Source organism: Streptomyces sp. NPDC056628 (assembly GCF_042792555.1).
Classification (GTDB): Bacteria; Actinomycetota; Actinomycetes; order Streptomycetales; family Streptomycetaceae; genus Streptomyces.
The window spans coordinates 1-22753 of record NZ_JBHTWG010000016.1 but is presented as its reverse complement, the minus strand read 5'-3'; the positions used below and the strand labels follow the sequence as shown (position 1 = coordinate 22753).

The window sequence follows — 22753 nt, the reverse complement described above, 5'->3', positions numbered from 1 at the left end:
CTGAGGCCATGGTCACCGCCGTCCGTCACCTCGGACCCCACTGGTACGCCGCCGTCATGGGCACCGCCGCCGTCGCCACCGCGGGCGCGGCGCTGCCCGTGCCCCGCGTCCCGGGCCTGCGCACCGTCTGCGCGGCCGTCTGGGCGCTGTCGCTGCTGCTGCTCCTCGCCCTGCTTTCGGCCCGCGCCCTGCACTGGGCCCACCACCGCGACCAGGCCCGTGCCCATCTCCTCGACCCGGCGGTGGCCCCGTTCTACGGCTGCCTGTCGATGGCCCTGCTCGCCGTCGGCGGCGGGGCCCTCACCGCCGGCCGCGTGTGGATCGGCGACCGGGCCGCGCTCGGCCTGGACGCCGTGCTGTTCACCGCCGGTACGGCGACCGGGCTGGCGGCGGCCGTCGCCGTCCCGTACCTGATGGCCGTACGGCACCGGGCCGAGGCGGCCCAGGCGACGCCCGTGTGGCTGCTGCCGCTGGTCGCGCCCATGGTGGCGGCGGCGGCCGGTCCGCTCCTCGTGCCGCATCTGCCGCCGGGTCAGGTTCGCCGGACGCTGCTGCTGGGCTGCGTGGCGCTGTTCGGACTGAGTCTGCTCGCCACCGCGCTGATGCTGCCGCTCGTCTTCGCCCGGGTGATCACCGGAGGTCCGCTGCCGCTCGCGTTGACGCCGTCGCTGTTCCTGGTGCTGGGGCCGCTCGGGCAGTCCACGACCGCCGTCGGCGCGTTCGCTGACGCCGCCCCGGGGGCGCTGCCCGCCCCGTACGCCGACGGCTTCGGTGTGCTCGCCGTGCTCTACGGCGTGCCCGTGATGGGTTTCGCGCTGCTGTGGCTGGGGCTGGCCGCCGCGCACGTCGTACGGGCCCGGCGGCACGGCATGGGCTTCGCGATGACCTGGTGGGCGTTCACCTTCCCGGTCGGCACCTGTGTCACCGGCGCTGCGGCGCTCGCCCGGCACACCGGGCTGTTCGTCTACGAGGGGCTCGCCGTGGGCCTGTACGGCCTGCTGGTCGCCGCCTGGGCCGTCGCCTCCGTGCGCACCGCGCGCGGGCTGCTCAGCGGAGCGCTCCTCGCAGCGCCCCGGCCAGCACCCGTGGCGCCTCGGCCAGTGACGGTCCGTACCACGTCAGGTGCCGTCCGCTGACGAGTGCGCAGGGCAGCGGGGCGAACGCCTCGGGTCCGTCGCCGGCCGTGAAGCGGTACGGCTCGTCGGGGAGGACGACCACGTCGGGGGCCGCCGCGCGCAGGTCGTCCAGCGGGACGCGCGGGTAGCGGTCCGGGTGGCCGGCGTACCGGTGGTCCACGCCGAGGCGGGCGAGGACGTCCCCGGCGAAGGTGTCACGGCCCAGCACCATCCAGGGCCGCCGCCACACCGGCACGACGGCCGTCACCCGGCGTGGGAGCCCGGACGGGGACGCCCAGGCGGCCTCCGCCTCGTCCAGCCACCGCGGGCGCGTCCGCACCCCGCACGCCTCCAGCACCCGCGCCAGTTCACGGAAGGACGCGGGCACGTCCCGCACCTCGGTCAGCAGGACACCGACGCCCGCGGCGCGCAGCGCGTCGAGGTCGGCGGCGCGGTTCTCCTCCTCGTTGGCGACCACCAGGTCGGGCGCGAGGGCGGTGATCCGGTCGAGCGCGGGGTTCTTGGTGCCGCCGACCCGGGTGACGTCCAGTCCGTGGGGGTGGGTGCACCAGTCGGTGGCGCCGACGAGGAGGCCGGGCGCCGACACGGCGACGGCCTCCGTCAGCGACGGCACCAGGGAGACGACGCGCATCAGCGGCGCGGCCGGTCCCGGACCGCCTCGATGTGCTCGGCCACGGCGACGACGACGATCCGGGTCTCCGGCACGGTCGCCCGCCACCGGTGGCGCACCCCGCCGGTCAGATACAGGGTGTCGCCGCGGCCCAGGCGGTAGGCGCGACCCTCGGCCTCGATCTCCACGGCACCGTCGGCGACGTACATCAACTGGTCGTTGCGGTGCTGCAGTTCCCGGCCGGCGTCGTGGTCGCCGGTGTACTCGGAGGCGTGCATCTGGTGGTGACCGCGCACCAGGGACCGGGTGCGCGGCTCCGGGGCCGGGTCGATGGTGTCGGCCCGGACGACGTCGACGCTGCACGCCGGGTCGGCGGCGGCGAGGAGTTCCACGGCGGTCGTGCGCAGCGCGTCGGCGACCTTCTCCAGGGAACTCTGGCTGGGGCGCGCCCGGTCGTTCTCGACCTGGCTGAGGAAGGGCACGGACAGGCCGCTGCGCCCGGCCACGACGGCCAGCGTCAGGTTCAGGGCACGACGGCGCCGGCGCACCGCCGCGCCCACCCGGAGGGGCTGCTCTTTGTGGTCGCCCATCGCTTCGGCTCCCTCCTTCGCTCGCCGGTCCGTCCGCTCCGCGCCGGCCGTCCGGCGCGCACCTTTCGTTGGGTTCTCTGCACCCTACGCATGTTCGGCAAACCGTTTCATGCGCCCGTCACATCGACGGCACATCAGGGGGAGCGCGACCCGCCGGATCGCGCCGGCACCACCGGCCGCCGGACGCTTCACGGGCCGGGACGCGTGCCCGGCCTCCGGCACGGCGGACATGACCCGCTGCCTTGTTCAATGCGCCTGCCGCCCCCCGTGTTCCCGCGGCGCCGGGGACCGACGGCCCAGCTCCCGGGGCCGGGCCGGCCGCGTGCCCGGCGGTGAAGTCGGCCCGGGGCAGCGGCGTTCAGGGACCCAGGTCCGGCGCGGAAGGTCGCCCTGCGTGGTTGGCCGGATCCTTTTCGTAGGGGTGGTGCCGCCCCGCAGACGGAAAACCCCGAGGGGCGGGCGCGCCGTACGAAGGGGAAGAACGTACGGCGGGACCCGCCCCTCGGGGGCGGCGGTCGGGTCCGTCAGGTCACCCGGCCGCCTGGCTCTTGTGCTCGGGTCCGGCGACCGGGGCCCACTTGTCGACCAGCCCGGGGTTGCGGTCCAGCCAGGCGCGCACGGCGTCCTGCTCCTTGCCCTTGCCGGCCTTGGTGATCTCCGACTCCAGACCGGTGAGCTGCTTCTCCGTCATGGAGAAGTCCTTCAGCCACGCGCCGACCTCGGGGTTGTCCTCGGCGAAGCCGTCGCGGGAGAGGGTGTGCACCTCGTCGCCCGTGCCCCAGGCGCCCTTGGGGTCCTTAAGCTTCTTCAGGTCGTAGTCGCTGTACGCCCAGTGCGGCGACCAGAGCGTGACGACGATGGGCTCCTTCTTGGCGTACGCCCGCTTGAGCTCGGCGAGCATGGCGGGCGTGGAGCCGTCCACGACGTCGTACGAGCCCTCCAGGCCGTACTCCTTGAGGACCTTGTCCTTGAGCAGGCCCATCATCCCGGCGCTCGGCTCGATGCCGACGATCTTTCCCTTGAGGTCGGCGGACTTGTTCTTCAGGTCCTCGAGCGAGTTCACGTCCTTCATGTACGAGGGGACGGAGAGCTCCAGCGAGGTGGGGCCGTACCAGGAGCCGAGGTCGTCGAGCTTGTCGCCGTACTTCTTCCAGTACTCCTCGTGCGTGACGGGCAGCCAGGAGTCGGTCTGGAAGTCGATCTGCCCGGTGGCGAGGCCGGTGTAGAGCGGCCCGGCGGCGTACTGGCTGGTCGTGACGTCGAAGCCGCGCCGCTCCAGCAGCTCCTTCCACAGGAACGTGGAGGCGATGCCCTCGTCCCAGGGGATGTAGCCGAGCTTGATCTGCCGGCCCTCACCGATGTTCGTGGCGGACGCCTCGGTGGTGCCGGAGGAGGGGCGGAACACGCCCATTCCTCCCGCGACGAGGGCCAGCACGGCGACGCCGGCCACCGCGACGACCGGGCGCGGCCGGTGGTTCCAGACCATGCGGGTGCCGGTCACGCCGGCTTTGGCGGCGCTGCGGCGGCCGAGCGGGGAGATCCGCGTGCCGAGCGCGCCGGTGACGCGGTCGAGGTAGATGGCGAGGACGACGATGCCGACGCCCGCCTCGAAGCCGAACCCGATGTCGAGCTGGCCGATGGCCTCGTTGACCGCGCCGCCCAGGCCGCCGGTGCCGACCATGCCGGCGATGACGACCATCGACAGGCTCAGCATGATGACCTGGTTGACGCCCGCCATGATCGTCGGCAGGGCCAGCGGCAGCTGGACGCGCAGCAGGGTGTCGCGGGGCGTGGTGCCGAAGGCCTCGGCGGCCTCCACCAGCTCGCCGTCGACCTGCCGGATGCCCAGCTCGGTCATGCGGACGCCGGGGGCGAGCGCGAAGATCAGGGTGGCGATGACACCGGCGGCGGTGCCCAGCCCGAAGAACAGGATGGCCGGGATGAGCAGCACCATCGACGGCATCGTCTGGAGCAGGTCCAGGACGGGCCGCAGCACCGCGCCGACCGTCCTGGAGCGGGCCGCCCAGATGCCCAGCGGGACCGAGATCACCAGGGCGATGACGGTCGCGACCAGTACCAGGGCCAGCGTGGACATCGCCCGGTCCCACAGGTCGAGCGAGTCGATCAGGGCGAATCCGGCGAAGGCGAGGACGCCCGCGACCAGTCCGCGCAGCCACCAGGCCAGCACGGCGAGGATGCCCGCGAGGAGCAGGGGCTCGGGTGCGGTCAGGACGGTGTTCACACCGTCGTACATGCCTTCCACGACGGCCTTGACGGCGTCGAAGAGCCAGCCCATGTGGGCGACGAGCCAGTCGACACCGGAGTCGGCCCAGTCGCCGAGACGCAGCCTAGGCACGGGCGGTCACCTTCCCCTCGGGGTTGTCGCAGGGGGAGGGATCGGCGCTCTCGTCGCCGAGGAAGCCGATGAGCCGGCGGCGCGGTACGACGCCGACGACCCGGCCCGACTCGTCCACGACCGAGACGCGGTGCGTCAGCCGGGTGCTGATGGCGCACAGCTCGGCGAACGTCGTGTCGGGGGTCGCGGTCTCGCACGCGCACAGCGGGGTGTCCGCGGTGACGGCGGTGTCCATGAGCGCGCTCGCGGTGAGCACGCGGGAGCGGTCGACGTCCTGGATGAAGGAGGCGACGTAGTCGTTCGCGGGGCGCAGCAGGATGTCCTCGGCGGTGCCGGTCTGCACGATGCGCCCGTCGCGCATGACGGCGATGCGGTCGCCGAGCCGCATGGCCTCGTTGAGGTCGTGGGTGATGAAGACGATCGTCTTCTTCAGGCGCTTCTGGAGCTGGAGGAGCTGGTCCTGCATGTCACGGCGGATCAGCGGGTCGAGCGCGCTGAAGGACTCGTCCATGAGCAGCAGGTCGGCGTCGGTGGCGAGGGCGCGGGCGAGGCCCACGCGCTGCTGCATACCGCCGGACAGCTCGTCGGGCCAGGACTTCTCCCAGCCGCCCAGGCCGCACAGCCGCAGTGCCTCGGCGGCGCGTTTCTCCCGCTCGGCGCGGGGTACCCCCTGCACAGCCAGGCCGTAGGCCGCGTTCTCCAGGACGCTGCGGTGCGGAAAGAGAGCGAAGTGCTGGAAGACCATGCTGATCTTGTGGGCGCGGACGTCGCGCAGCTCTCGGTCGCCGAGCGCCGTCAGGTCCTGCCCGTCGAAGCGGACGTGGCCCGCGGTCGGCTCCAGCAGGCCGTTCAGCATGCGCAGCAAGGTGGACTTGCCGGAGCCGGACAGGCCCATGACGACGAAGATCTGGCCGGGTTCGACCGTGAAGGACGCGTCGATCACGGCGGCGGTGGTGCCGTCGGCGCGCAGCTCCTCACGGTCGGCTCCCTGGCGGAGCCGTTCGACGGCCTGGTCCGGTCGTCTGCCGAACACCTTGAACAGATGGTCGGCCTCAAGCCTGGATGACACGGGTACCTCTTGTCTCGACGGCAGGTGAACGGAGCGGCCTGCGCAACAGTTGCGCAGGGAGCACCCCGAGGCCGCCCCTGCCCTGGTTCCGTGACCACAAACGCACAAGTGGCCCAGCCCACAGGGTTGCCACACAGCGTGCCCGGACGCTCACGCGCGGGCCGCTGTCGGTGCCGTGCGGCATGATGCGTGCGTGACCGGACGACTGATGCTCCTCGACACCGCCTCGCTGTACTTCCGCGCCTACTTCGGCGTCCCGGACTCCGTGAAGGCCCCCGACGGCACCCCGGTGAACGCCGTGCGCGGGCTCCTCGACTTCATCGACCGCCTCGTCAAGGACCATCACCCGGACGAGCTGGTGGCCTGCATGGACGCCGACTGGCGGCCGCAGTGGCGGGTCGACCTGATCCCCTCCTACAAGGCGCACCGCGTCGCCGAGGAGCACGAGGCGGGCCCCGACGAGGAGGAGGTCCCCGACACGCTGTCGCCGCAGGTGCCGGTGATCGAGGCGGTCCTGGACGCGCTCGGTATCGCCCGCGTCGGCGTCGAGGGGTACGAGGCGGACGACGTGATCGGCACGTTCACCGCCCGCGCGAAGGGCCCCGTCGACATCGTCACCGGCGACCGCGACCTGTACCAGCTGGTGGACGACGCGCGCGGCGTGCGCGTGCTGTACCCGCTGAAGGGCGTCGGCACCCTGCAGCTCACCGACGAGGCGTGGCTGCGCGAGAAGTACGGCGTCGACGGCCGGGGGTACGCGGACCTGGCGCTGCTGCGGGGCGACCCGAGCGACGGCCTGCCGGGCGTGCCGGGGATCGGTGAGAAGACGGCGGCGAAGCTGCTCGCGGAGTTCGGCGACCTGGCCGGGATCATGGCGGCGGTCGACGACCCGAAGGCGAAGCTGACGCCCTCGCAGCGCAGGCGGCTGGACGAGTCCCGGCCCTATGTGGCGGTCGCGCCGACCGTGGTGCGGGTCGCGGCCGACGTCCCGCTGCCGGACGTCGAGGTGGCCCTGCCGCGCGCCCCGCGCGACGCGGAGGCACTGGAGGCGCTGGCGGCGCGCTGGGGGCTCGGCGGCTCGCTGCAGCGGCTGCTCACGACGCTGGCCGAGTGACGGGCGCGGCCGGCCCGGACGCATGGGACGGCCGCGACGGGGCAGTCGGCCCCCACTACGCCGTGCACGGTCGAACGAGACGGCACACATACCCCGCACGACCCGATCGAGGTGCTAACTTAGGTAAACCTAAGCTCATGAGAGGGAGGCCGTCATGGCAGAACGCCCTGCCCGCAAGCCGCGGAAGGTCCGCTCCGCGCAGGTCGTCCGTACCGAACGGCTGTCCCCGCACATGCAGCGCGTGGTGCTCGGAGGCGAGGGCCTCGCCGACTTCTCGGCGGACACCTGCACGGACCACTATGTGAAGATCCTCTTCTCCCCCGAGGACGTGAGCTACCCCGAGCCGTTCGACCTGGACCGCATCCGCGAGGAGCTTCCGCGCGAGCAGTGGCCGGTCACCCGGACGTACACCGTGCGGGCCTGGGACCCCGGACACCGTGAACTGACGCTGGACTTCGTCATCCATGGCGACGAGGGCCTGGCGGGCCCCTGGGCGATGCGCACCCAGCCCGGTGAGACGGTGCGGTTCATGGGCCCCGGCGGCGCCTACGCCCCCGACCCCGAGGCCGACTGGCATCTGCTCGCCGGCGACGAGAGCACCCTGCCCGCCATCGCCCGCGCCCTGGAGTCGCTGCCCGACGGCGCCGCCGCGTACGCCTTCGTGGAGGTCGCCGGCCCCGAGGAGGAGCAGAAGATCGATTCGGACGTCGACGTCGCCTGGCTGCACCGCGGCTCCCGCCCGGTCGGCGAGACCCTGCTCGACGCCGTGCGCTCCTTCGCCTTCCCCGAGGGCCGCCTGCACGCCTTCGTCCACGGCGAGGCCCACTTCGTCAAGGAACTGCGCCACCTGCTCCGCGTGGAGCGGGGCGTCCCGCGCGAGGCCCTGTCGATCTCCGGCTACTGGCGCCTCGGCCACAACGAGGACGGCTGGCAGGCGTCGAAGCGGGACTGGAACGCGCGGATCGAGGCGGAGCAGGAGGGGGCGACGCCGGCGGCGTAGCCCGACAGCCCCCTCTTCCTTCCCCGGTGCCGGACGAGCCGACGGCACCGGGCGGGCGGCAGCGCGCACGGCGGACGGCGGACACGTCCCATGCGCCGGAGCGCACGCCCTGTTCGGCGGCCGGAAACCGTCGCATGGTGCGAAGCAGCGTTCCCGTGAGTCCCGGGAACAGCTCCACCAGTTTGAACAGTTGACGAAACGCACGGTGGCGAAGGAAGGTGTAGGTGATCCACGACCGCGTCGCCGACGTCGCGGTCGTGGCGTGGTGACCACCGATCACCTGTACCGTCCGGCGGTCGCCTCGGAGGTCTTGGCTGACGGCACCACCCAGCACGCGATCGACGATCCCCCACTCGGACGGTTCCGTCAGCGAGCCTCATCCGTGCACGAGTCAGCCACACCGCGGCAGCAGCGTAGGGAAGCACAGCGCGTAGTTCCTGGACTTGGTCGACTCCGCCACTCGGAGGGCTTCGTGAAGGGCTCTGTTCCCGCTTGGTCGCCCTGGACTCCGTCCCGCGACGGTGCTTGGGGGTCGTGGGCCCGCCGCCCGCGCGGAGGAACCGACCTTGTCCGCGGACCCCTGATTCCGGGAGAGGCTCATGCCCCAGAACGTCGCCATAAATTTACCCATTCCATCCCGGCTGAACCCCGGTCTGACAGCCGCCAGGGAACGACATCTGGAATGGATGCGCCGCCACGGACTCGTGGTGGGCCACATGGCCGCCCGCCGCTACCTGTTCTCGGCGGTGGCGGACCTGGCCGCCTACAGCTACCCGGACGCCGTCGGCGAGGACCTCGACCTGGCCTTCGACACGATGGGCTGGTTCTTCCTGTTCGACGACCTCTTCGACGTACCTGAGGGATGCGAGGCCGACGAGGCCGTAGACGTCTGCCAACAGCTCATCGCGCTCCTCAGCGGTGGTACACGGCCGCGCCCCGACAGCGAGCCGCCCCTCGTGACCGCCTTCACGGACATCTGGCGCCGCACCCGGGCGGGCATGTCCGAGGAGTGGCGGCTGCGGGCCGCGCACAACTGGGTCGACTACCTGGTTGGCAACCTGACCGAGGAGATCGACCGGCGCACCTGGGTCCCCCAGGACTTCGCCACCCGGATGCGGATAGGACACCGCACCCTGGGACTGATTCCCTCGCTGGACCTCGCCGAGCGGCTCGGGCACTTCGAGATCCCGCCGCTCGTCTGGCACAGCAGCCACCTGGACGCGATGCGCCGGGCTACCGTCGACGCCGTCAAACTCATCAACGAGATCATGTCCCTGGAGAACGACGACGCGCGCGGGGACCCGAACCTCGTGCACTGCCTGATGCGGCAGCGCGACTGCTCCCGGCAGGAGGCCATCCCGATGGCCGTCGCGCTCGTCCAGACCTCGGCCGCCCGGCTCCACGAACAGGCCCGGACGATCCCGTTGGTCTCCTCCCGGCTCGGGCTCACGGGCGCCCAGTCCGACAAGCTCCACCGCTATGCGACGGCCATGCTCACCTGGATACGCGGCAGCTACGACTGGAGCCGGAGCAACGGCCGCTACTCCCCCCATACGGCCAACGCCCTGCGCCCGGACGAGTCGGGCCAGCTCCACCCCGCGAACCTCGCGCCGGTGTCCCGCTAGCCTCTCGTAGGCTGGGCGGCGATGAGACGCCGTACGCCGCCCCCGCCCTCTCCCCTGCCACAGCTCCACGGGGTGGACCCGGTGCGCGTGCGGCTGCCCGCCGCGGACGGCTGGGCGACCGTGCGGGACCATCTCGTGGAGCGCCTCTCCGCCGGGTCCGCCGTCATCGACGGCATGCTGGACACGGGGCGGATCGTGGACTCCGCCGGACACCCGGTGGCACACGACACCGCGTACGCCCCCGGGATGTACGTCTGGTTCCACCGGGAGCTCGCCGCCGAGGAGCAGGTGCCCTACCCGATCGAGGTCGTCCACCGGGACGAGCACGTGGTGATCGCCGACAAGCCGCACTTCCTGGCCACCACACCCCGCGGCAGCCACATCGCCGAGACGGCGCTCGCCCGGCTGCGGCGGGACCTCGGCGTACCGACGCTCGGCGCGGCGCACCGGCTGGACCGTCTGACGGCGGGACTGGTGCTGTTCACGGTCCGGCCCGAGGAGCGCGGGGCCTACCAGTCGCTGTTCCGCGACCGGCAGGTGGCGAAGGAGTACGAGGCGGTGGCCCCGTACGACCCCGGGCTGGACCTGCCCCGCACCGTGCGCAGCCGCATCGTGAAGGAGCGCGGGGTGATGGCGGCCCGGGAGGTGGCGGGCGAACCCAACGCGGTCAGCCGCGTCGAGCTGGTGGAGCACCGCGACGGACGCGCCCGCTACCGTCTCACCCCCCGCACCGGCCAGACGCATCAGCTGCGGGTGCACATGAACGCCCTGGGGGTGCCGATCCTGGGCGATCCGCTGTACCCGGTGGTGACCGGACCGATCGCGCCCGGTGACTTCCGGCGCCCGCTCCAACTGCTCGCGCGGACGCTGGAGTTCACCGACCCGATCACCGGGCGCCGGCACCGGTTCGTCAGCTCGCGTGGCCTGGAGTCCTGGTCGTCGTACGACACCTGGGCCGCCGCCTGACCCGGTGCCCCGCGAGGGGTCACTCGCCACGCCACCAGCGCAGGAAGCGCCGCAGCAGACCGGGCCGGGCGGACGGCTCGGGCGGCGCCGCGGGTGCCGGTGCCGTGGCGGCGGGCGCCGGGATCCTCGACTGCCGTTCCGGCGTACCGACCTGCCAGGTGCTGACGCGCGGCGAGGCGAGCGGATGCGCGGGCCGGGCCATCACGTCCTGCTGCGGCTTGGGCGCGAACTTCACCGGCAGCTCCACCAGATGCCGGTTCGAGATGGACGACGACCAGCGCAGCTCGTCCTCGGGGCAGGCGAGCTGCACATCCGGCAGCCGGGTCAGCAGGGCGTCCACACCGACGTCGGCGATCGCACGGCCGATGTCCTGCCCCGGGCATTCGTGCGGGCCCCCGCCGAAGGCGAGATGGGACCGGTTGCCCTGCATGTGGGCGGAGAGGTCGGGCCGGACCCGGGGGTCGACGTTGCCCGGCGCGATCCCCATGATCAGGGCGTCGCCCTTGCTGATGTGCTCCCCGCCCAGCTCCGTGTCGTGTTTGGCGACGTACGGCAGGACGGTGCTGAACGGCGGCTCGTCCCAGAGGGACTGCTCGACCGCCTCGGGGACCGTCATCTGCCCGCCCTTGAGCTGCGCCCGGAATCGCGGGTCGGTGAGCACCACCCGCAGCACATTGGCGATCAGGTTCGCGGTCGCCTCGTAGGCGGCGACCAGGATGATCCGCAGGTGCTGGCTGACCTCGTCGTCGGTCAGCCGCGCCGGATGGCTGATCAGATGGCTGGTGAAGTCGTCCGCAGGCTCGGCGCGCCGGCGGGCGGTCAGCCGCATCAGGACGTCCATCAGATACGCGTTGCTGGCGATGGCGGTCTCGCTGCCCTTGGGCATGTCACGGGCGGCCTGCACGATCCGGTCGTTGTACTCGTCGGGCATGCCGAGGATCTCGCACATCACCATCATCGGCAGGTGCTCGGCGAACCGGCTGACCAGATCGGCGCTTCCGGCCTCGCAGAACTGGTTCACCAGGTACTGCGTGGCACGGTTGATGTACCGGCGGATCCCGCGGTGGTCGATGGTCGAGATGGCGCCGGTGACCGCGCCCCGCAGCCGCAGGTGCTCGTCGCCCTCGGCATGGACGCAGATGGGCTGCCAGGCGAAGTGCGGCATCATCGGGTGGTCGGGCTTGACCGTGCCGTCCTGCAGGGCCGACCACAGCCGGGTGTCGCGGCAGAACTGCGAGGGACTGCGCACCATGTGGAGGTTCTCCGCGTGGCCGAGCACCACCCAGATGGGCACGTCGTCGTGGAGCAGCACCGGGGCCACGGGGCCGTGTTCGGCGCGGAGCTTCTCGTACACGGCTCCCAGGTCCTCCGCCTCGGGCCCGTACAGCCGGCGCAGCCCGCCGGGGCCGATGCCGTGGGCGGGGCAGCCCGGGGGCGGGGTGGCCGTGGGATCGTCCATACCGGCTGGGAAAAGGGATTCAGACGTCACGATGGTCGCTCCGAAACGAGGTTGTCCGGTTGCAAGAGGTCGGGGGGAGGACCCGGTCGGCGCCAGGGGCACGGCTCGACCGGTGCGTGGCTCACACAGGCGCCTTCGCCGTCGCCAGCGCGTGCAGGAAGTGCATCAGGGTCATCAGGACGTCCCGGCTGGAGGCCCGGCGGCGGACGTCGCACTCGACGATGGGGATCTCCTCGGCCAGGTCGAGGGCCGTGCGCAGCTCGGAGACGGCGTAACGGGGCGCGTCCGGGAAGGTGTTGACCGCCACGACGAAGGGCACACCGCGTTCCTCGAGCCGTCCTATGACGTCGAAGCTGACCTCCAGGCGGCGGGTGTCGACCAGGACGACCGCGCCCAGCGCGCCTTCGAACAGCCCGTTCCACAGGAACCAGAACCGTTCCTGGCCCGGGGTGCCGAACAGGTACAGCACGAGCTGTTCCGTGATGCTGATGCGGCCGAAGTCCATGGCGACCGTGGTGGCCGTCTTGGTGTCCGAGCCGTAGTTGTCGTCGACGCCGATACCGGCCTGCGTCATGGTCTCCTCGGTGGTCAGCGGTTTGATCTCGCTGACCGACCCGACCATGGTCGTCTTGCCGACGCCGAAGCCACCCACGATCACGATCTTGACCGCGGCCTCGGCCGTCTGCGGCAGTTGGTCCTCGGTCCGTGGACCAGGGACGACGTCAGAGCCTTTGAAGTCCATGCATCACCGCTTCGAGGATTGAACGGTCGGCGACGGCCTGGCGCACGATCGGCGCGCGGGCGGTCACCAGTCCGGCCGTGAGCATGTCGGTGAGGACGACCGTCATCATGCTGAACGGCAGACTGAGATAGGCCGAGAGTTCGGCCACGGACAGGGGGGCCGTACACAGCCGGAGCAGTGCCGCTTGTTCCGGTGTGGCCGAGGGCGGGGGGTCGGCGCGGGCCACGATCAGCGTGACGAGGTCGAGGTCCCCGTCCCGCTCCCCGCCGTCGGGGCCGGCCACGACGAACAGCCGTTCCGGGTTCTTCTGCTTCCCGGCGGGCGCGGGCGGTGGGGGTAAGTGTTCCTGGGGTTCGCGCCGCCGGCGTTTCGGAGGAGTCATACGGTCTGCCCGTTCCGCCGGGGCGGACTGGTGAGATGGGCGCCGATGCGGGCCACGAGGTCGGACATGCGGTTGCTCATCAGGCCGGGCTCGGCGAACGTGTCGGAGAGGACGGCGAGATAGGCGTTGGCGCCGGCGGCCATCAGATAGAAGTAGCCGCCGTTGATCTCGATCAGGACCATCTTCATCTTGCCGTCGCTCTTCGGGATCTCCTGGGCGACCGCGCTGGCCAGGCTCTGCAGGCCGGCGCAGGCCGCCGCGACCCGGTCGGCGGTGTCGGGTTCGCCGCCGTAGCGGGCGATGCGCAGACCGTCGGCGGACAGCACGACGATCATCTGGATGCCTGGTACGCCGTCGTAGAGCTCCTTGAGCATCCAGTCGAAGTTGGCACGCTGCTGGATCACTTGAGGTCCCCCTCGTCATCGGCCTCGGGGCGGGCCGGTTGGGTTCGCGGTTGGAGTGTGAGCGGGTCCGGCTTGTCCTTCAGTCCGTTCCAGAACGCCTCCACCCAGGCGCCGGGCACGGGCTCGTCCTCCGCCGGTGCGGCGGGCTCGGGCTCGGCCGCGCGCGTCGACCAGATCGTCGGACGGCCCTCCCGCTCGGCCTGCTCGATGGCCGCCTGCTCGGCGATCCGCTTGCTGAGCGGGGTCTTCACCCGGCTGCGGCGCTGGGGCAGCCCGTTCGCGGTCCACTCCGTGACGACGGGGACGTCGTCCTCCATGGAGACCGCCGCGGGGATCTTGGGACTGGTGGGGCGGCGCTTCTTGGGGGCGCGCTTGGGGCCTTCGAGCACGTCGGGGCCCTGCGCCTTGGGGGCGGCGCCGGCGCCGATGCCGTGGGCGAGACCGGGAGCCGGCTCGGTGGTCATCATGTCGCGCGGCACGACGAGGACGGCGCGGACACCGCCGTACGCCGACGACCGCAGCGAGACCTGCATGTTGTACGCCGTGCACAGGCGTCCCACGACGGCCAGGCCGAGTCGCGGGGACTCGCCGAGTTCCTGGAGGTCGGTGCCCTGCTTGGCCCGTTCGAGCATGCCCTCGACCCGGGCGCGGGCCTCCTCGCTGAGGCTGACCCCGGCGTCCTCGATCTCGATGGCGACGCCGGTCTGCACCTCGGTGGCGGTGACGTGCACCTTGGTCTGCGGCGGCGAGTACCGCGTGGCGTTGTCGAGGAGTTCGGCGGCGGCGTGGATGACCGGCTCGACGGAGATGCCGGCGATGTTGACCTTGGCGATCGAGTCCAGGCTGATGCGCCGGTACTCGAGGATGCGCGACATGGCGCCGCGCAGCACGCTGTACAGCGGGACCGGGTCGGGCCACTGCCGTCCGGGGCGGCCGCCGCCGAGCACGGAGATGGAGTCGGCGAGGCGGCCGATCAGCATGGTGCCGTGGTCGATGCGCAGGAGGTCGTCGAAGACCTCGGGGTTGCGCCCGTGGTCCTCCTCCATCTCCCGCAGTTCCACGGCCTGCTGGTGGACGATCGACTGGACGCGGCGGGCGATGCTGACGAAGGAGCGCTGCGCGGAGTCGCGGAGGGCTTCCTCGTGGTCGACGAGGTCGATCATCTGACGCACGAACTCGACCTGCACCGGCGGGAGTTCCGCGTACGAGGGATCGATCTCCCCCAGGTCCCGCATCACCTCGTACGGTGAGGCGCCGCACCGCAGCCGGTGGATGGCGGCCGGCGTGATCTCCGTGGCGAGGCGGACCATCTCCTCCTCGTGGGCGGCGACGCAGCGTTCCAGATACGCGGCGTGACGGGCGTGCTCGGCCTGCGCGTCCCGCAGGGCGCGTCCGCGGCGGACCGCCTCGGCCGCACAGGCCAGTACGAGCGCCAAGGCCACGACACCGCACACACCGACGGCCGTCCGGGCCGGTTCCGCCACGACGGCGACGGCGGCTCCGGTGGCCGCGGCCATCGCTATGGCCGGCAGCAGAAGCACGCGCGCATAAGGGAGTTCACGCCGACGGGGCGGGGATTGAACGCTCACCATGTGGGCCCTCTGAAACGAATCGGGTGGGTGTACGGGGGGTGTGCAGGGGGGTATGTCATGGGTATGTCGGACTTCTCCGATACTTAGGGAACAAGCGCACGAATACGCCTCAACTCGGTGCGCTGCGGGCGAGCCTAGTCCGACCGGATCATCGCCGTGTCATATTCAGCAAGCACCTGAAATGGCCCGTGCGGCAGGAGTACTCTCGGCTTTTTTACACACTGGGCACGCATTCGAACACGGAACGTCATGGCATACGGGTGTGCGAATACCACTCACCGTGACGCGTGAGAGGCCCCGCTTCGGGGCGACGAGAGCGGGCGGGAGGCAGGCGGCGCGGGCGGGGCGCGTCCGGCGGGTGTGGCGCGCGAGATGAATCGAACACACGCCCTACCCGCGACCGGATCGAAAAGGTCCGGGAATCCGCGTCGAAGGGGTCCGGGAAACACGAAAGGCAAGGAGTCAGGCACTCCCTGCCACTCTCAACGTATAGCGCACAGGGGGCCTTGCGGCAAGGCCCCCTCGATGGCGCACAATCTCCGGTCTGACCAGCAAACACTCCCGGCGCCTCGGCGACCTCGGATCGGAGACCCCGCTTGCACCCTCTCCCCACCACCGCGTTCGCCCTCGACGACCGTCGACGGGCCAAGGCCGGGCCCGCCCTGATCGCCGACGACGACCGGCACTTCGCCGCCATCGCCCGCTGCCTCGAGGAGACGACGGCCGACCTCACCGAGCGGCTCGCCGCCGAACGCAGAGCGGAGGGCGGCCTGGGCCGGCAGGCCATGGACCGGGACACCGAGATCCACCGCCTCACCGCCCGGCTGCGCACCCTGCGCCGTTTCGGCCTGGACCTCTGCCTGGGCCGGATGGTCTTCGCGGACGACCCGCGGCCCGTGTACGTGGGACGGCTCGGCCTGACCGACAGCACGGGCCGCCGACTGCTGGTCGACTGGCGCTCCCCCGCCGCCGAGCCGTTCTTCGGGGCCACCCACGCCCGCCCGATGGGCCTGGCGAGCCGCCGCCGGTACCGGTGGACCGGCGGCCTGATCAGCGACTACTGGGACGAGGTGTTCACCCCGGACGGCCTGTCGGGGCACGCCGCGCTCGACGACCAGTCGGCGTTCGTCGCGAGCCTCGCCGGGAACCGCTCGGCGCGGATGCGGGACGTGCTCGGCACCATCCAGGCCGACCAGGACGCCATCATCCGCGCCGGGTCCCGGGGCGCGCTCGTCGTCGACGGCGGACCGGGCACCGGCAAGACCGTGGTCGCCCTGCACCGGTCGGCCTACCTCCTGCACGCCGACCCGCGCCTCGGGCACCGCAGGGGCGGGGTGATGTTCGTCGGCCCGCACCGGCCCTATCTGGCGTACGTCTCCGACGTGCTCCCCAGCCTCGGCGAGGAGGGTGTGCAGACCTGCGTACTGCGGGATCTCGTGGCCGAGGGCGCCTCGGCCACCGCCGAGACGGACCCGGAGGTGGCCCGGCTCAAGTCGTCCGCGGACCTGGTGCGGGCGATCGAGAAGGCGGTGCGGTTCTACGAGGAACCGCCCCGCGAGGGCATGACGGTGTCGACCCCCTGGTCCGAGATCCGGCTGACCGCCGGCGACTGGGCGGCGGCGTTCGACGCGGCGGAGCCCGGCACCCCGCACAACGAGGCCCGCGGCCAGGTCTGGGAGGAACTGCTCACCCTCCTGGCCGACCGGCACGAGGAGGACGCCTCGGGCGACGACGCGGAGGTCCCGGCGCGGCTGCTGCGCAGAGCGCTGGAGCGGCACAGGGAGGTGCGCGCCGCCTTCGACCGGGCATGGCCGCTTCTGGAGGCCGCAGACCTGGTCGGCGACCTGTGGACGGTCCCCGCGTATCTGCGTCTGTGCGCCCCGTGGCTCGGCCCGGACGAGGTACGGCTGCTCCAGCGCGAGCGGCCGGACGCCTGGACGGTGTCCGACCTTCCCTTCCTGGACGCGGCCCGCCAGCGGCTCGGCGATCCGGAGGCGGCCCTGCGCAGGCAGCGGCACGCACGGACCCTGGCCGCGCAGCGGGAGCGGATGACGCGGGTCGTGGACAACCTGATCGACGCCGTCGCGGACTCGGGCGCGGACGGTGACGACGGCGAGGGCCTGGTGCGGATGCTGCGCGGTCAGGACGCCCAGGTCAGCCTGGTCGACGAGGCGGAGCTCGACGAACCCGACCCGGATTCGCTGGCGGGCCCGTTCGCGCACATCGTGGTCGACGAGGCGCAGGAACTCACCGACGCCGAGTGGCAGATGCTGCTGCAGCGGTGCCCGTCCCGGAGCTTCACCATCGTCGGCGACCGGGCCCAGGCCCGGCACGGCTTCACCGAGTCATGGCGGGAACGCCTGGAGCGGGTCGGTCTGGACCGGGTCGAGGAGGCGTCCCTGACCGTCAACTACCGCACTCCGCGGGAGATCATGGCGGAGGCGGAGCCGGTGATCCGGGCCGTGCTGCCGGACGCCAACGTGCCGACGTCCATCCGCAGCGGAGGCTTCCCCGTCGTGCACGGCCCGGTCGCGGACCTGGACGCGGTCGTGGACGCCTGGCTGGGAGAGAACGCCGACGGGATCGCCTGTGTCATCGGCGCTCCCGGCTTCCCGTCGACGGACCGGGTGCGGTCCCTTCCGCCGGAGCTGACGAAGGGACTGGAGTTCGACCTGGTCGTGCTGGTCCGGCCCGAGCGTTTCGGCGAGGGCGTCGAGGCCGCCGTCGACCACTACGTGGCGATGTCCCGGGCCACCCGGCAACTGGTCGTCCTCCGGTGAGGGCCGGTGGCCGACCGGTCCGGGGGGCACTCCCCGGACCGGTGCGGGCGCCGGCCCCGTCCGCTCAGCCCACCGACGAGTAGGCGACGACGCCGCGCAGCAGCCCGTCCACGGCCTTGCGCGCGCTCTTGGCCACGGTCGAGCCCTCCATGGAAGAGGCCGCCGCGATCTGCCCGAGCACGTCGATCACCTGCTTGCACCAGCGCACGAAGTCCCCGGCCGGCATCTCCGCCTCCCGCAGCACCTCGTCCAGGCCCTTGCCATTGGCCCACATGTAGGCGGCCCAGGCGAAGCCGAGGTCGGGTTCGCGCTGGCCGACACCCTCGCTCTGAGTGATCCGGAAGTCCTCCTCCAGGGCGTCGAGGCGCCCCCAGATCCGGACCATCTCGCCGAGGGCGGCCTTCGCCTTGCCGGACGGCAGCTTGGGGGCCAGGGCGTCGTCCCCGACGCGTGCCTCGTACACCAGCGCCGAGACGCACGCGGCCAGTTCGGCCGGGTCCAGGCCCTCCCACACCCGCTCGCGCAGGCATTCGCTGGCCAGCAGGTCGAGTTCGCCGTAGAGCCGGGCGAGCCGCTTGCCGTGCTCGGTGACCTCGTCGCCCCGCAGGTAGTCCATCTCGGTGAGCAGGGCGACGATCCGGTCGAAGGTGCGCGCGATGGTGTTCGTGCGGCCCTCGATACGGCGCTCCAGCTGTGAGGTGTCGCGCATCAGCCGGTGGTAGCGCTCGGCCCAGCGGGCGTGGTCCTCGCGGTCGTCGCAGCCGTGGCAGGGGTGCGCCCGGATCTCCTTGCGCAGCCGGGCGATCTCCCGGTCGTCGGCGGCCTGCGAACGCCGCTTGCGGTGGCGCTCCGGCGGGATGTGCCCCGCCTTGGTGCGCAGCGCGGAGGCGAGGTCGCGACGCGACTGCGGGGAGCGCGGGTTGAAGGACTTCGGGATGCGCATCCGCTCCAGCGCCTCCACGGGCACCGGGAAGTCCATCGACGCCAGCCGCTTGACCTGCCGTTCGGCGGTGAGGACCAGGGGGCGCGGACCGTCGTGGTGCTCGAAGCCGCGGTGGCCGTTGGACCGGCCGGCGGGCAGACCGGGGTCCAGCACGAGGGCGAGGCCCGCGTACTTGCCCGTCGGCACGTGGATGACGTCGCCCGGCTTGAGCCGTTCCAGCGCGACCGCGGCCTCCGCGCGGCGCTCTACCGCGCCCTGCCGGGCCAGCTCGGTCTCGCGGTCCTTGAGTTCGCGGCGCAGCCGCGCGTACTCCTCGAAGTCGCCGAGGTGGCAGGTCATGGACGCCTTGTAGCCGGAGAGCCCCTCCTCGTTGCGCTGCACCTGGCGGGAGATGCCGACGACCGACTTGTCGGCCTGGAACTGGGCGAACGACGTCTCCAGCAGCTCGCGCGAGCGGTGCCGGCCGAACTGCTCGACCAGGTTGACCGCCATGTTGTACGACGGCTTGAAGCTGGAGCGCAGCGGATAGGTGCGGGTGCCGGCGAGGCCCGCGAGGTGCTCGGGGCTCATGCCGCGCTGCCACAGCACCACGGCGTGCCCCTCGACATCGATGCCGCGGCGGCCCGCACGGCCGGTGAGCTGGGTGTACTCGCCGGGGGTGATGTCGGCGTGCTGCTCGCCGTTCCACTTGACGAGCTTCTCCAGGACCACCGAGCGGGCGGGCATGTTGATCCCGAGGGCGAGGGTCTCGGTGGCGAAGACGGCCTTGACGAGGCCGCGGACGAAGAGCTCCTCGACGACCTCCTTGAACGTCGGGAGCATCCCGGCGTGGTGGGCGGCTATACCGCGCTCCAGGCCCTCCAGCCACTCGTAGTACCCGAGGACGTGCAGGTCCTCGGTGGGGATGGCGGCGGTGCGCTCCTCGACCAGGGCACGCACCTGCTCCCGGGCCTCGTCGTCGTTGAGCCGCAGCCCCGCGTGCAGGCACTGCTGGACGGCGGCCTCGCAGGCGGCGCGGCTGAAGATGAACGTGATGGCGGGCAGCAGGCCCTCCGCGTCGAGCCGCTCGATGACTTCGGGACGGCCCGGGGTCCACACGCGGGACCGCTGGCGGCGCTCGCGCTCGCGGTCGGCCTCCCGCATGGCGCGGCCGCGTCTGCGGTCCTGGTAGGAGGGCCGGGTGGCCTCCATCCGCGCCAGCCGGGTCAGGTCGGGGTTGACCGCCTTGCGGTGGCCCTCACCCTCCTCGAACAGGTCGTACATCCGGCGTCCGGCGAGCACGTGCTGGAACAGCGGCACGGGCCGGTGCTCGGAGACGATCACCTCGGTGTCGCCGCGGACGGTGTCGAGCCAGTCGCCGAACTCCTCGGCGTTGGAGACGGTCGCCGACAGCGAGACCAGGGTGACCGACTCGGGGAGGTGGATGATCACTTCCTCCCAGACGGCGCCGCGGAAGCGGTCGGAGAGGTAGTGCACCTCGTCCATGACGACGTAGCCGAGGCCCAGGAGGGTCTGCGATCCGGCGTACAGCATGTTCCGCAGGACCTCGGTCGTCATCACGACGACGGGGGCGTCGGAATTGATGCTGTTGTCACCGGTGAGCAGACCGACCTTGTCGTCGCCGTAGCGGCGGCACAGGTCGGCGTACTTCTGGTTGGACAGCGCCTTGATGGGCGTGGTGTAGAAGCACTTCTTGCCCTGCAGCAGGGCGAGGTGGACGGCGAACTCGCCGACGATCGTCTTGCCCGAGCCGGTGGGGGCGGCCACCAGGACGCCCTTGCCCGCCTCGAGCGCCTGGCACGCCTCGATCTGGAAGGGGTCGAGGCCGAAGTCGTACATCTCGCAGAAGGAGGCGAGCGCGGTGGCCTGCTCGGTAGCGCGCCTGCGTGCTGCCGCGTACCGCTCGGCCGGTGAGAGGTCCTCTGTCATCGTGCTTTCGAGCGTACCGGGCGCCGCTGACAACAGGACGATCATTATCCGGATCGGCGGCCGGCGCCCCGGCGTCCACCCGGCGCGGGACCGCGGAGCGCGAGCGGCCGGGTACGCCCCGTGGGCGCCCCGGCCGTGTGCTCGTGGTGGCTGCGGGTCAGGTCACGTCGTCGTAGCCGTTGACACGTTCCGTGGTGGCCTGCTCCGGCAGGGCGCGGCTCGGGGAGACGCGCTCGACCTCGCCGATGCTCTCGGGGGTCAGGTCGAGGTCGGAGGCCTCGTCGTCGTCGAGGGCCGCGTCGGGGTCGTCGCGGTGGCGGCGGCGGTCGTTCAGCAGGGAGAGGCCGACGGCGATGAAGTACAGGACGACGATCGGCCCGGCGAGGGCGATCATGCCGACCGGGTCGGTGGTGGGCGTGGCGACCGCGCCGAAGATGAAGACGCCCATGACGACACCGCGCCACCAGGCGAACATGCGGCGGCCCGTCACCACACCGGTGAGGTTCAGCATGATCAGCAGCAGCGGCAGTTCGAAGGCGGCGCCGAAGACGAGGACCATCCGGACGCTGAAGTCGAGGATCTTGTCCATCGGCAGGATGTTCGCCGAGCCCTCGGGCGTGATGCCGAGCAGCACGCGCATGCTCACCGGCATGATCGTGTAGGCGAGCCAGGCGCCGCCGAGGAACAGCGGGACCGCGGCCGCCACGAAGTAGTACGTGTACTTGCGCTCGTGCTTGTGCAGACCCGGGGCGACGAACGCCCACAGCTGGTACAGCCAGAACGGGCTCGCCAGGACGATGCCCGCCATGAGGCTCACCTTCACCGTGGTCGTGAAGGGAGAGAGAAGATCGGTGTACGCGACGACCGCGCAGGCGCCGCCCGTGGTCTCACCGAGACCCTTCGCGCACTTGGGCACGGGGTCGGAGAGGAACTCCATCAACTGCTGGTTGTAGAAGGCGGCCACGATGGTGACGAGCGTGATGGCCAGCATGCCCTTCGCGAGCCGGTTGCGGAGCTCACGGAGGTGCTCCGCGAGCGGCATCCGCCCCTCGGGGTCCTTCTCCTGTTTGCGGGCAGACTTCAGCAACCCACGTTCCCATCTCGTGCGGTGGGCCGGAGGTCACCGGCCCTGCGTCAGCGCTGCGTGGTGTCCGTCGACTCGTTGACCGGGCGCGAGCTCTTCACGTCGCCGGGGGAAGCCTGGATGACGCGCTGGGCGGGAGGCTGCTGGTCGTCAGTGGTGTTCGGCGGGTCGGCGGGGGCGGCGGACTTGTCGTCGTCCTTCATCGCCTTGGCCTCGCTCTTGAGGATGCGGGCCGACTTGCCGAGGGAGCGGGCCATGTCCGGGAGCTTCTTCGCACCGAACAGCAGGATGATGACGACGAGGATCAGGATGATCTCGGTGGGGCCGAGCCTACCCATAGCTGTATACCTTCTTCACCGAGGCGACATGGTCCGAATACCCGGCCGGTCGGACATACATCCGACCACCGTGCTGCCAGCGATCGTAACGCTCGGGGGTGAACGCAGGACAATCCCTGTGCATACTCCCAGTCGCGTGCCCGCGCCTCGCTCCCGGGCCGCAAGTGAGCAGCGTACCTGTGACCCACTGCCCGTCGACAGGGCGAAGCGGCCCAAAACGCACACGGCCCGGCACTCACACCGATTCCTTGAACGCCCTACAAGGAGTCCGCGGCACGGGCCACACCGACCGACGCCCGCTCCAGGTCCTCCGCCGCCCTGTTGATGCGGCGGGCCGACTCCGTCACCTGACGGCCGAGGCGCTGCGCCTCCACGAACACCCGCACGGCGAGCACACCGAGGACGGCGAGACCCACGAAACCCACAGCTACCGCGAACATCGGCCAGAACATGAGCCGAGCCTAGACGGTCCTAGGGCGTGTTTCGAAAGTAGCGTCGTCCGCCCGAAGGGCGGGGTCCGCGGCGTCTGGTGCGGTGCATCTCAAGGCGGAGGGTCGTCCGCGTACTGGGCGTACGCGGACGATCCCGACAACGCGGCGAGGCGCCGTGCCAGGCGTCGCGGACCGGACGGGAC

General features: G+C 71.6%; 19 protein-coding genes. 6 read left to right on the top strand and 13 right to left on the bottom strand.

Translation table 11 applies throughout. The annotated features are described in order from the left end of the window. Nucleotides 1-8: 8 nt before the first annotated feature. A complete protein-coding gene (locus ACFRAC_RS20305) occupies nt 9-1136 on the top strand; it encodes a TDT family transporter (RefSeq protein ID WP_382925456.1) in 1128 nt (375 codons plus the stop codon). On the opposite strand, the gene ACFRAC_RS20300 is transcribed toward ACFRAC_RS20305, so the two are convergent. From ACFRAC_RS20300 to ACFRAC_RS20285, 4 genes are all read right to left on the bottom strand, one after another. Then, the gene (locus ACFRAC_RS20300) at nt 1048-1767 is read right to left on the bottom strand and encodes a helical backbone metal receptor (RefSeq protein WP_382925454.1); all 720 of its coding nucleotides are present in this window, start codon (nt 1765-1767) and stop codon (nt 1048-1050) included. The genes ACFRAC_RS20305 and ACFRAC_RS20300 overlap by 89 nt on opposite strands. Continuing rightward, complete coding sequence (locus ACFRAC_RS20295) at nt 1767-2336, bottom strand: helix-turn-helix domain-containing protein (protein ID WP_382925452.1); 570 nt, start codon at nt 2334-2336, stop codon at nt 1767-1769. Before ACFRAC_RS20295 ends, ACFRAC_RS20300 begins: the two co-directional genes overlap by 1 nt. A 529-nt stretch (nt 2337-2865) precedes the next feature. Next, entirely contained in the window at nt 2866-4692 is a 1827-nt protein-coding gene (locus tag ACFRAC_RS20290; protein ID WP_382925451.1) for an ABC transporter permease/substrate binding protein, read from the bottom strand. Next, nucleotides 4685-5761, bottom strand: a complete 1077-nt coding sequence (locus tag ACFRAC_RS20285; RefSeq protein WP_382925448.1) for a glycine betaine/L-proline ABC transporter ATP-binding protein — start codon at nt 5759-5761, stop codon at nt 4685-4687. The genes ACFRAC_RS20290 and ACFRAC_RS20285 overlap by 8 nt, the downstream gene beginning before the upstream one ends. A gap of 193 nt (nt 5762-5954) precedes the next feature. Between ACFRAC_RS20285 and ACFRAC_RS20280 the strand changes: the two genes are divergently transcribed. The 4 genes from ACFRAC_RS20280 (at nt 5955) to ACFRAC_RS20265 (ending at nt 10466) form a co-directional block, all read left to right on the top strand. Further along, nucleotides 5955-6875, top strand: coding sequence for a 5'-3' exonuclease H3TH domain-containing protein (locus ACFRAC_RS20280; RefSeq protein ID WP_382925446.1), 921 nt, complete (start codon nt 5955-5957; stop codon nt 6873-6875). 154 nt (nt 6876-7029) lie between these two features. Then, on the top strand, nt 7030-7875 hold the full coding sequence (locus ACFRAC_RS20275) for a siderophore-interacting protein (RefSeq protein ID WP_382925445.1): 846 nt from the start codon (nt 7030-7032) through the stop codon (nt 7873-7875). Between the two features lie 686 nt (nt 7876-8561). Further along, complete coding sequence (locus tag ACFRAC_RS20270) at nt 8562-9500, top strand: pentalenene synthase (protein ID WP_382925443.1); 939 nt, start codon at nt 8562-8564, stop codon at nt 9498-9500. A 21-nt stretch (nt 9501-9521) separates the two neighbouring features. Further along, nucleotides 9522-10466 (top strand): RluA family pseudouridine synthase, encoded by a 945-nt coding sequence (locus ACFRAC_RS20265; protein WP_382925442.1) that lies wholly within the window; start codon nt 9522-9524, stop codon nt 10464-10466. 19 nt (nt 10467-10485) lie between these two features. Here ACFRAC_RS20265 and ACFRAC_RS20260 read toward each other — a convergent pair whose 3' ends face one another. From ACFRAC_RS20260 to ACFRAC_RS20240, 5 genes are all read right to left on the bottom strand, one after another. Beyond that, nucleotides 10486-11925 carry a cytochrome P450 gene (locus ACFRAC_RS20260; RefSeq protein ID WP_382925440.1) on the bottom strand — a complete coding sequence of 480 codons (1440 nt, stop codon included), beginning with the start codon at nt 11923-11925 and terminating at the stop codon, nt 10486-10488. A 121-nt stretch (nt 11926-12046) separates the two neighbouring features. After that, nucleotides 12047-12667 carry an ATP/GTP-binding protein gene (locus tag ACFRAC_RS20255; protein ID WP_382925438.1) on the bottom strand — a complete coding sequence of 207 codons (621 nt, stop codon included), beginning with the start codon at nt 12665-12667 and terminating at the stop codon, nt 12047-12049. Continuing rightward, entirely contained in the window at nt 12648-13049 is a 402-nt protein-coding gene (locus tag ACFRAC_RS20250) for a DUF742 domain-containing protein (RefSeq protein ID WP_361340016.1), read from the bottom strand. The genes ACFRAC_RS20255 and ACFRAC_RS20250 overlap by 20 nt, the downstream gene beginning before the upstream one ends. After that, a complete protein-coding gene (locus tag ACFRAC_RS20245; protein WP_062672133.1) occupies nt 13046-13453 on the bottom strand; it encodes a roadblock/LC7 domain-containing protein in 408 nt (135 codons plus the stop codon). Before ACFRAC_RS20245 ends, ACFRAC_RS20250 begins: the two co-directional genes overlap by 4 nt. Next, nucleotides 13450-15045, bottom strand: coding sequence for a sensor histidine kinase (locus ACFRAC_RS20240; protein ID WP_382925435.1), 1596 nt, complete (start codon nt 15043-15045; stop codon nt 13450-13452). Before ACFRAC_RS20240 ends, ACFRAC_RS20245 begins: the two co-directional genes overlap by 4 nt. A gap of 596 nt (nt 15046-15641) precedes the next feature. Here ACFRAC_RS20240 and helR point away from each other — a divergent pair. Continuing rightward, nucleotides 15642-17825: an RNA polymerase recycling motor ATPase HelR gene (gene helR / locus ACFRAC_RS20235; RefSeq protein WP_382925433.1), complete on the top strand. Its 2184-nt coding sequence runs from the start codon at nt 15642-15644 to the stop codon at nt 17823-17825. A gap of 64 nt (nt 17826-17889) precedes the next feature. Here the strand turns inward: helR and ACFRAC_RS20230 are convergent, their stop codons facing one another. The 4 genes from ACFRAC_RS20230 to ACFRAC_RS20215 form a co-directional block, all read right to left on the bottom strand. After that, nucleotides 17890-20742 (bottom strand): DEAD/DEAH box helicase, encoded by a 2853-nt coding sequence (locus tag ACFRAC_RS20230; RefSeq protein WP_382925431.1) that lies wholly within the window; start codon nt 20740-20742, stop codon nt 17890-17892. Between the two features lie 112 nt (nt 20743-20854). Next, entirely contained in the window at nt 20855-21739 is an 885-nt protein-coding gene (tatC, locus tag ACFRAC_RS20225) for a twin-arginine translocase subunit TatC (protein WP_382925624.1), read from the bottom strand. Between the two features lie 92 nt (nt 21740-21831). After that, entirely contained in the window at nt 21832-22119 is a 288-nt protein-coding gene (gene tatA / locus ACFRAC_RS20220) for a Sec-independent protein translocase subunit TatA (protein ID WP_382925429.1), read from the bottom strand. 257 nt (nt 22120-22376) lie between these two features. Next, nucleotides 22377-22571 (bottom strand): hypothetical protein, encoded by a 195-nt coding sequence (locus ACFRAC_RS20215; RefSeq protein ID WP_361340000.1) that lies wholly within the window; start codon nt 22569-22571, stop codon nt 22377-22379. Nucleotides 22572-22753 lie beyond the last annotated feature (182 nt).

Excerpts from the sequence above, each read along its gene's own strand:
- ACFRAC_RS20295 (WP_382925452.1), bottom strand. The coding sequence starts at position 2,336 with ATGGGCGACCACAAAGAGCAGCCCCTCCGGGTGGGCGCGGCGGTGCGC.
- ACFRAC_RS20260 (WP_382925440.1), bottom strand. The coding sequence starts at position 11,925 with ATGGACGATCCCACGGCCACCCCGCCCCCGGGCTGCCCCGCCCACGGC.
- ACFRAC_RS20270 (WP_382925443.1), top strand. The coding sequence starts at position 8,562 with ATGCGCCGCCACGGACTCGTGGTGGGCCACATGGCCGCCCGCCGCTAC.
- ACFRAC_RS20265 (WP_382925442.1), top strand. The coding sequence starts at position 9,522 with ATGAGACGCCGTACGCCGCCCCCGCCCTCTCCCCTGCCACAGCTCCAC.
- ACFRAC_RS20305 (WP_382925456.1), top strand. The coding sequence starts at position 9 with ATGGTCACCGCCGTCCGTCACCTCGGACCCCACTGGTACGCCGCCGTC.
- tatC (WP_382925624.1), bottom strand. The coding sequence starts at position 21,739 with ATGCCGCTCGCGGAGCACCTCCGTGAGCTCCGCAACCGGCTCGCGAAG.
- tatA (WP_382925429.1), bottom strand. The coding sequence starts at position 22,119 with ATGGGTAGGCTCGGCCCCACCGAGATCATCCTGATCCTCGTCGTCATC.
- ACFRAC_RS20240 (WP_382925435.1), bottom strand. The coding sequence starts at position 15,045 with ATGGTGAGCGTTCAATCCCCGCCCCGTCGGCGTGAACTCCCTTATGCG.
- ACFRAC_RS20250 (WP_361340016.1), bottom strand. The coding sequence starts at position 13,049 with ATGACTCCTCCGAAACGCCGGCGGCGCGAACCCCAGGAACACTTACCC.
- ACFRAC_RS20300 (WP_382925454.1), bottom strand. The coding sequence starts at position 1,767 with ATGCGCGTCGTCTCCCTGGTGCCGTCGCTGACGGAGGCCGTCGCCGTG.
- ACFRAC_RS20255 (WP_382925438.1), bottom strand. The coding sequence starts at position 12,667 with ATGGACTTCAAAGGCTCTGACGTCGTCCCTGGTCCACGGACCGAGGAC.
- ACFRAC_RS20275 (WP_382925445.1), top strand. The coding sequence starts at position 7,030 with ATGGCAGAACGCCCTGCCCGCAAGCCGCGGAAGGTCCGCTCCGCGCAG.
- ACFRAC_RS20215 (WP_361340000.1), bottom strand. The coding sequence starts at position 22,571 with ATGTTCTGGCCGATGTTCGCGGTAGCTGTGGGTTTCGTGGGTCTCGCC.
- ACFRAC_RS20230 (WP_382925431.1), bottom strand. The coding sequence starts at position 20,742 with ATGATCGTCCTGTTGTCAGCGGCGCCCGGTACGCTCGAAAGCACGATG.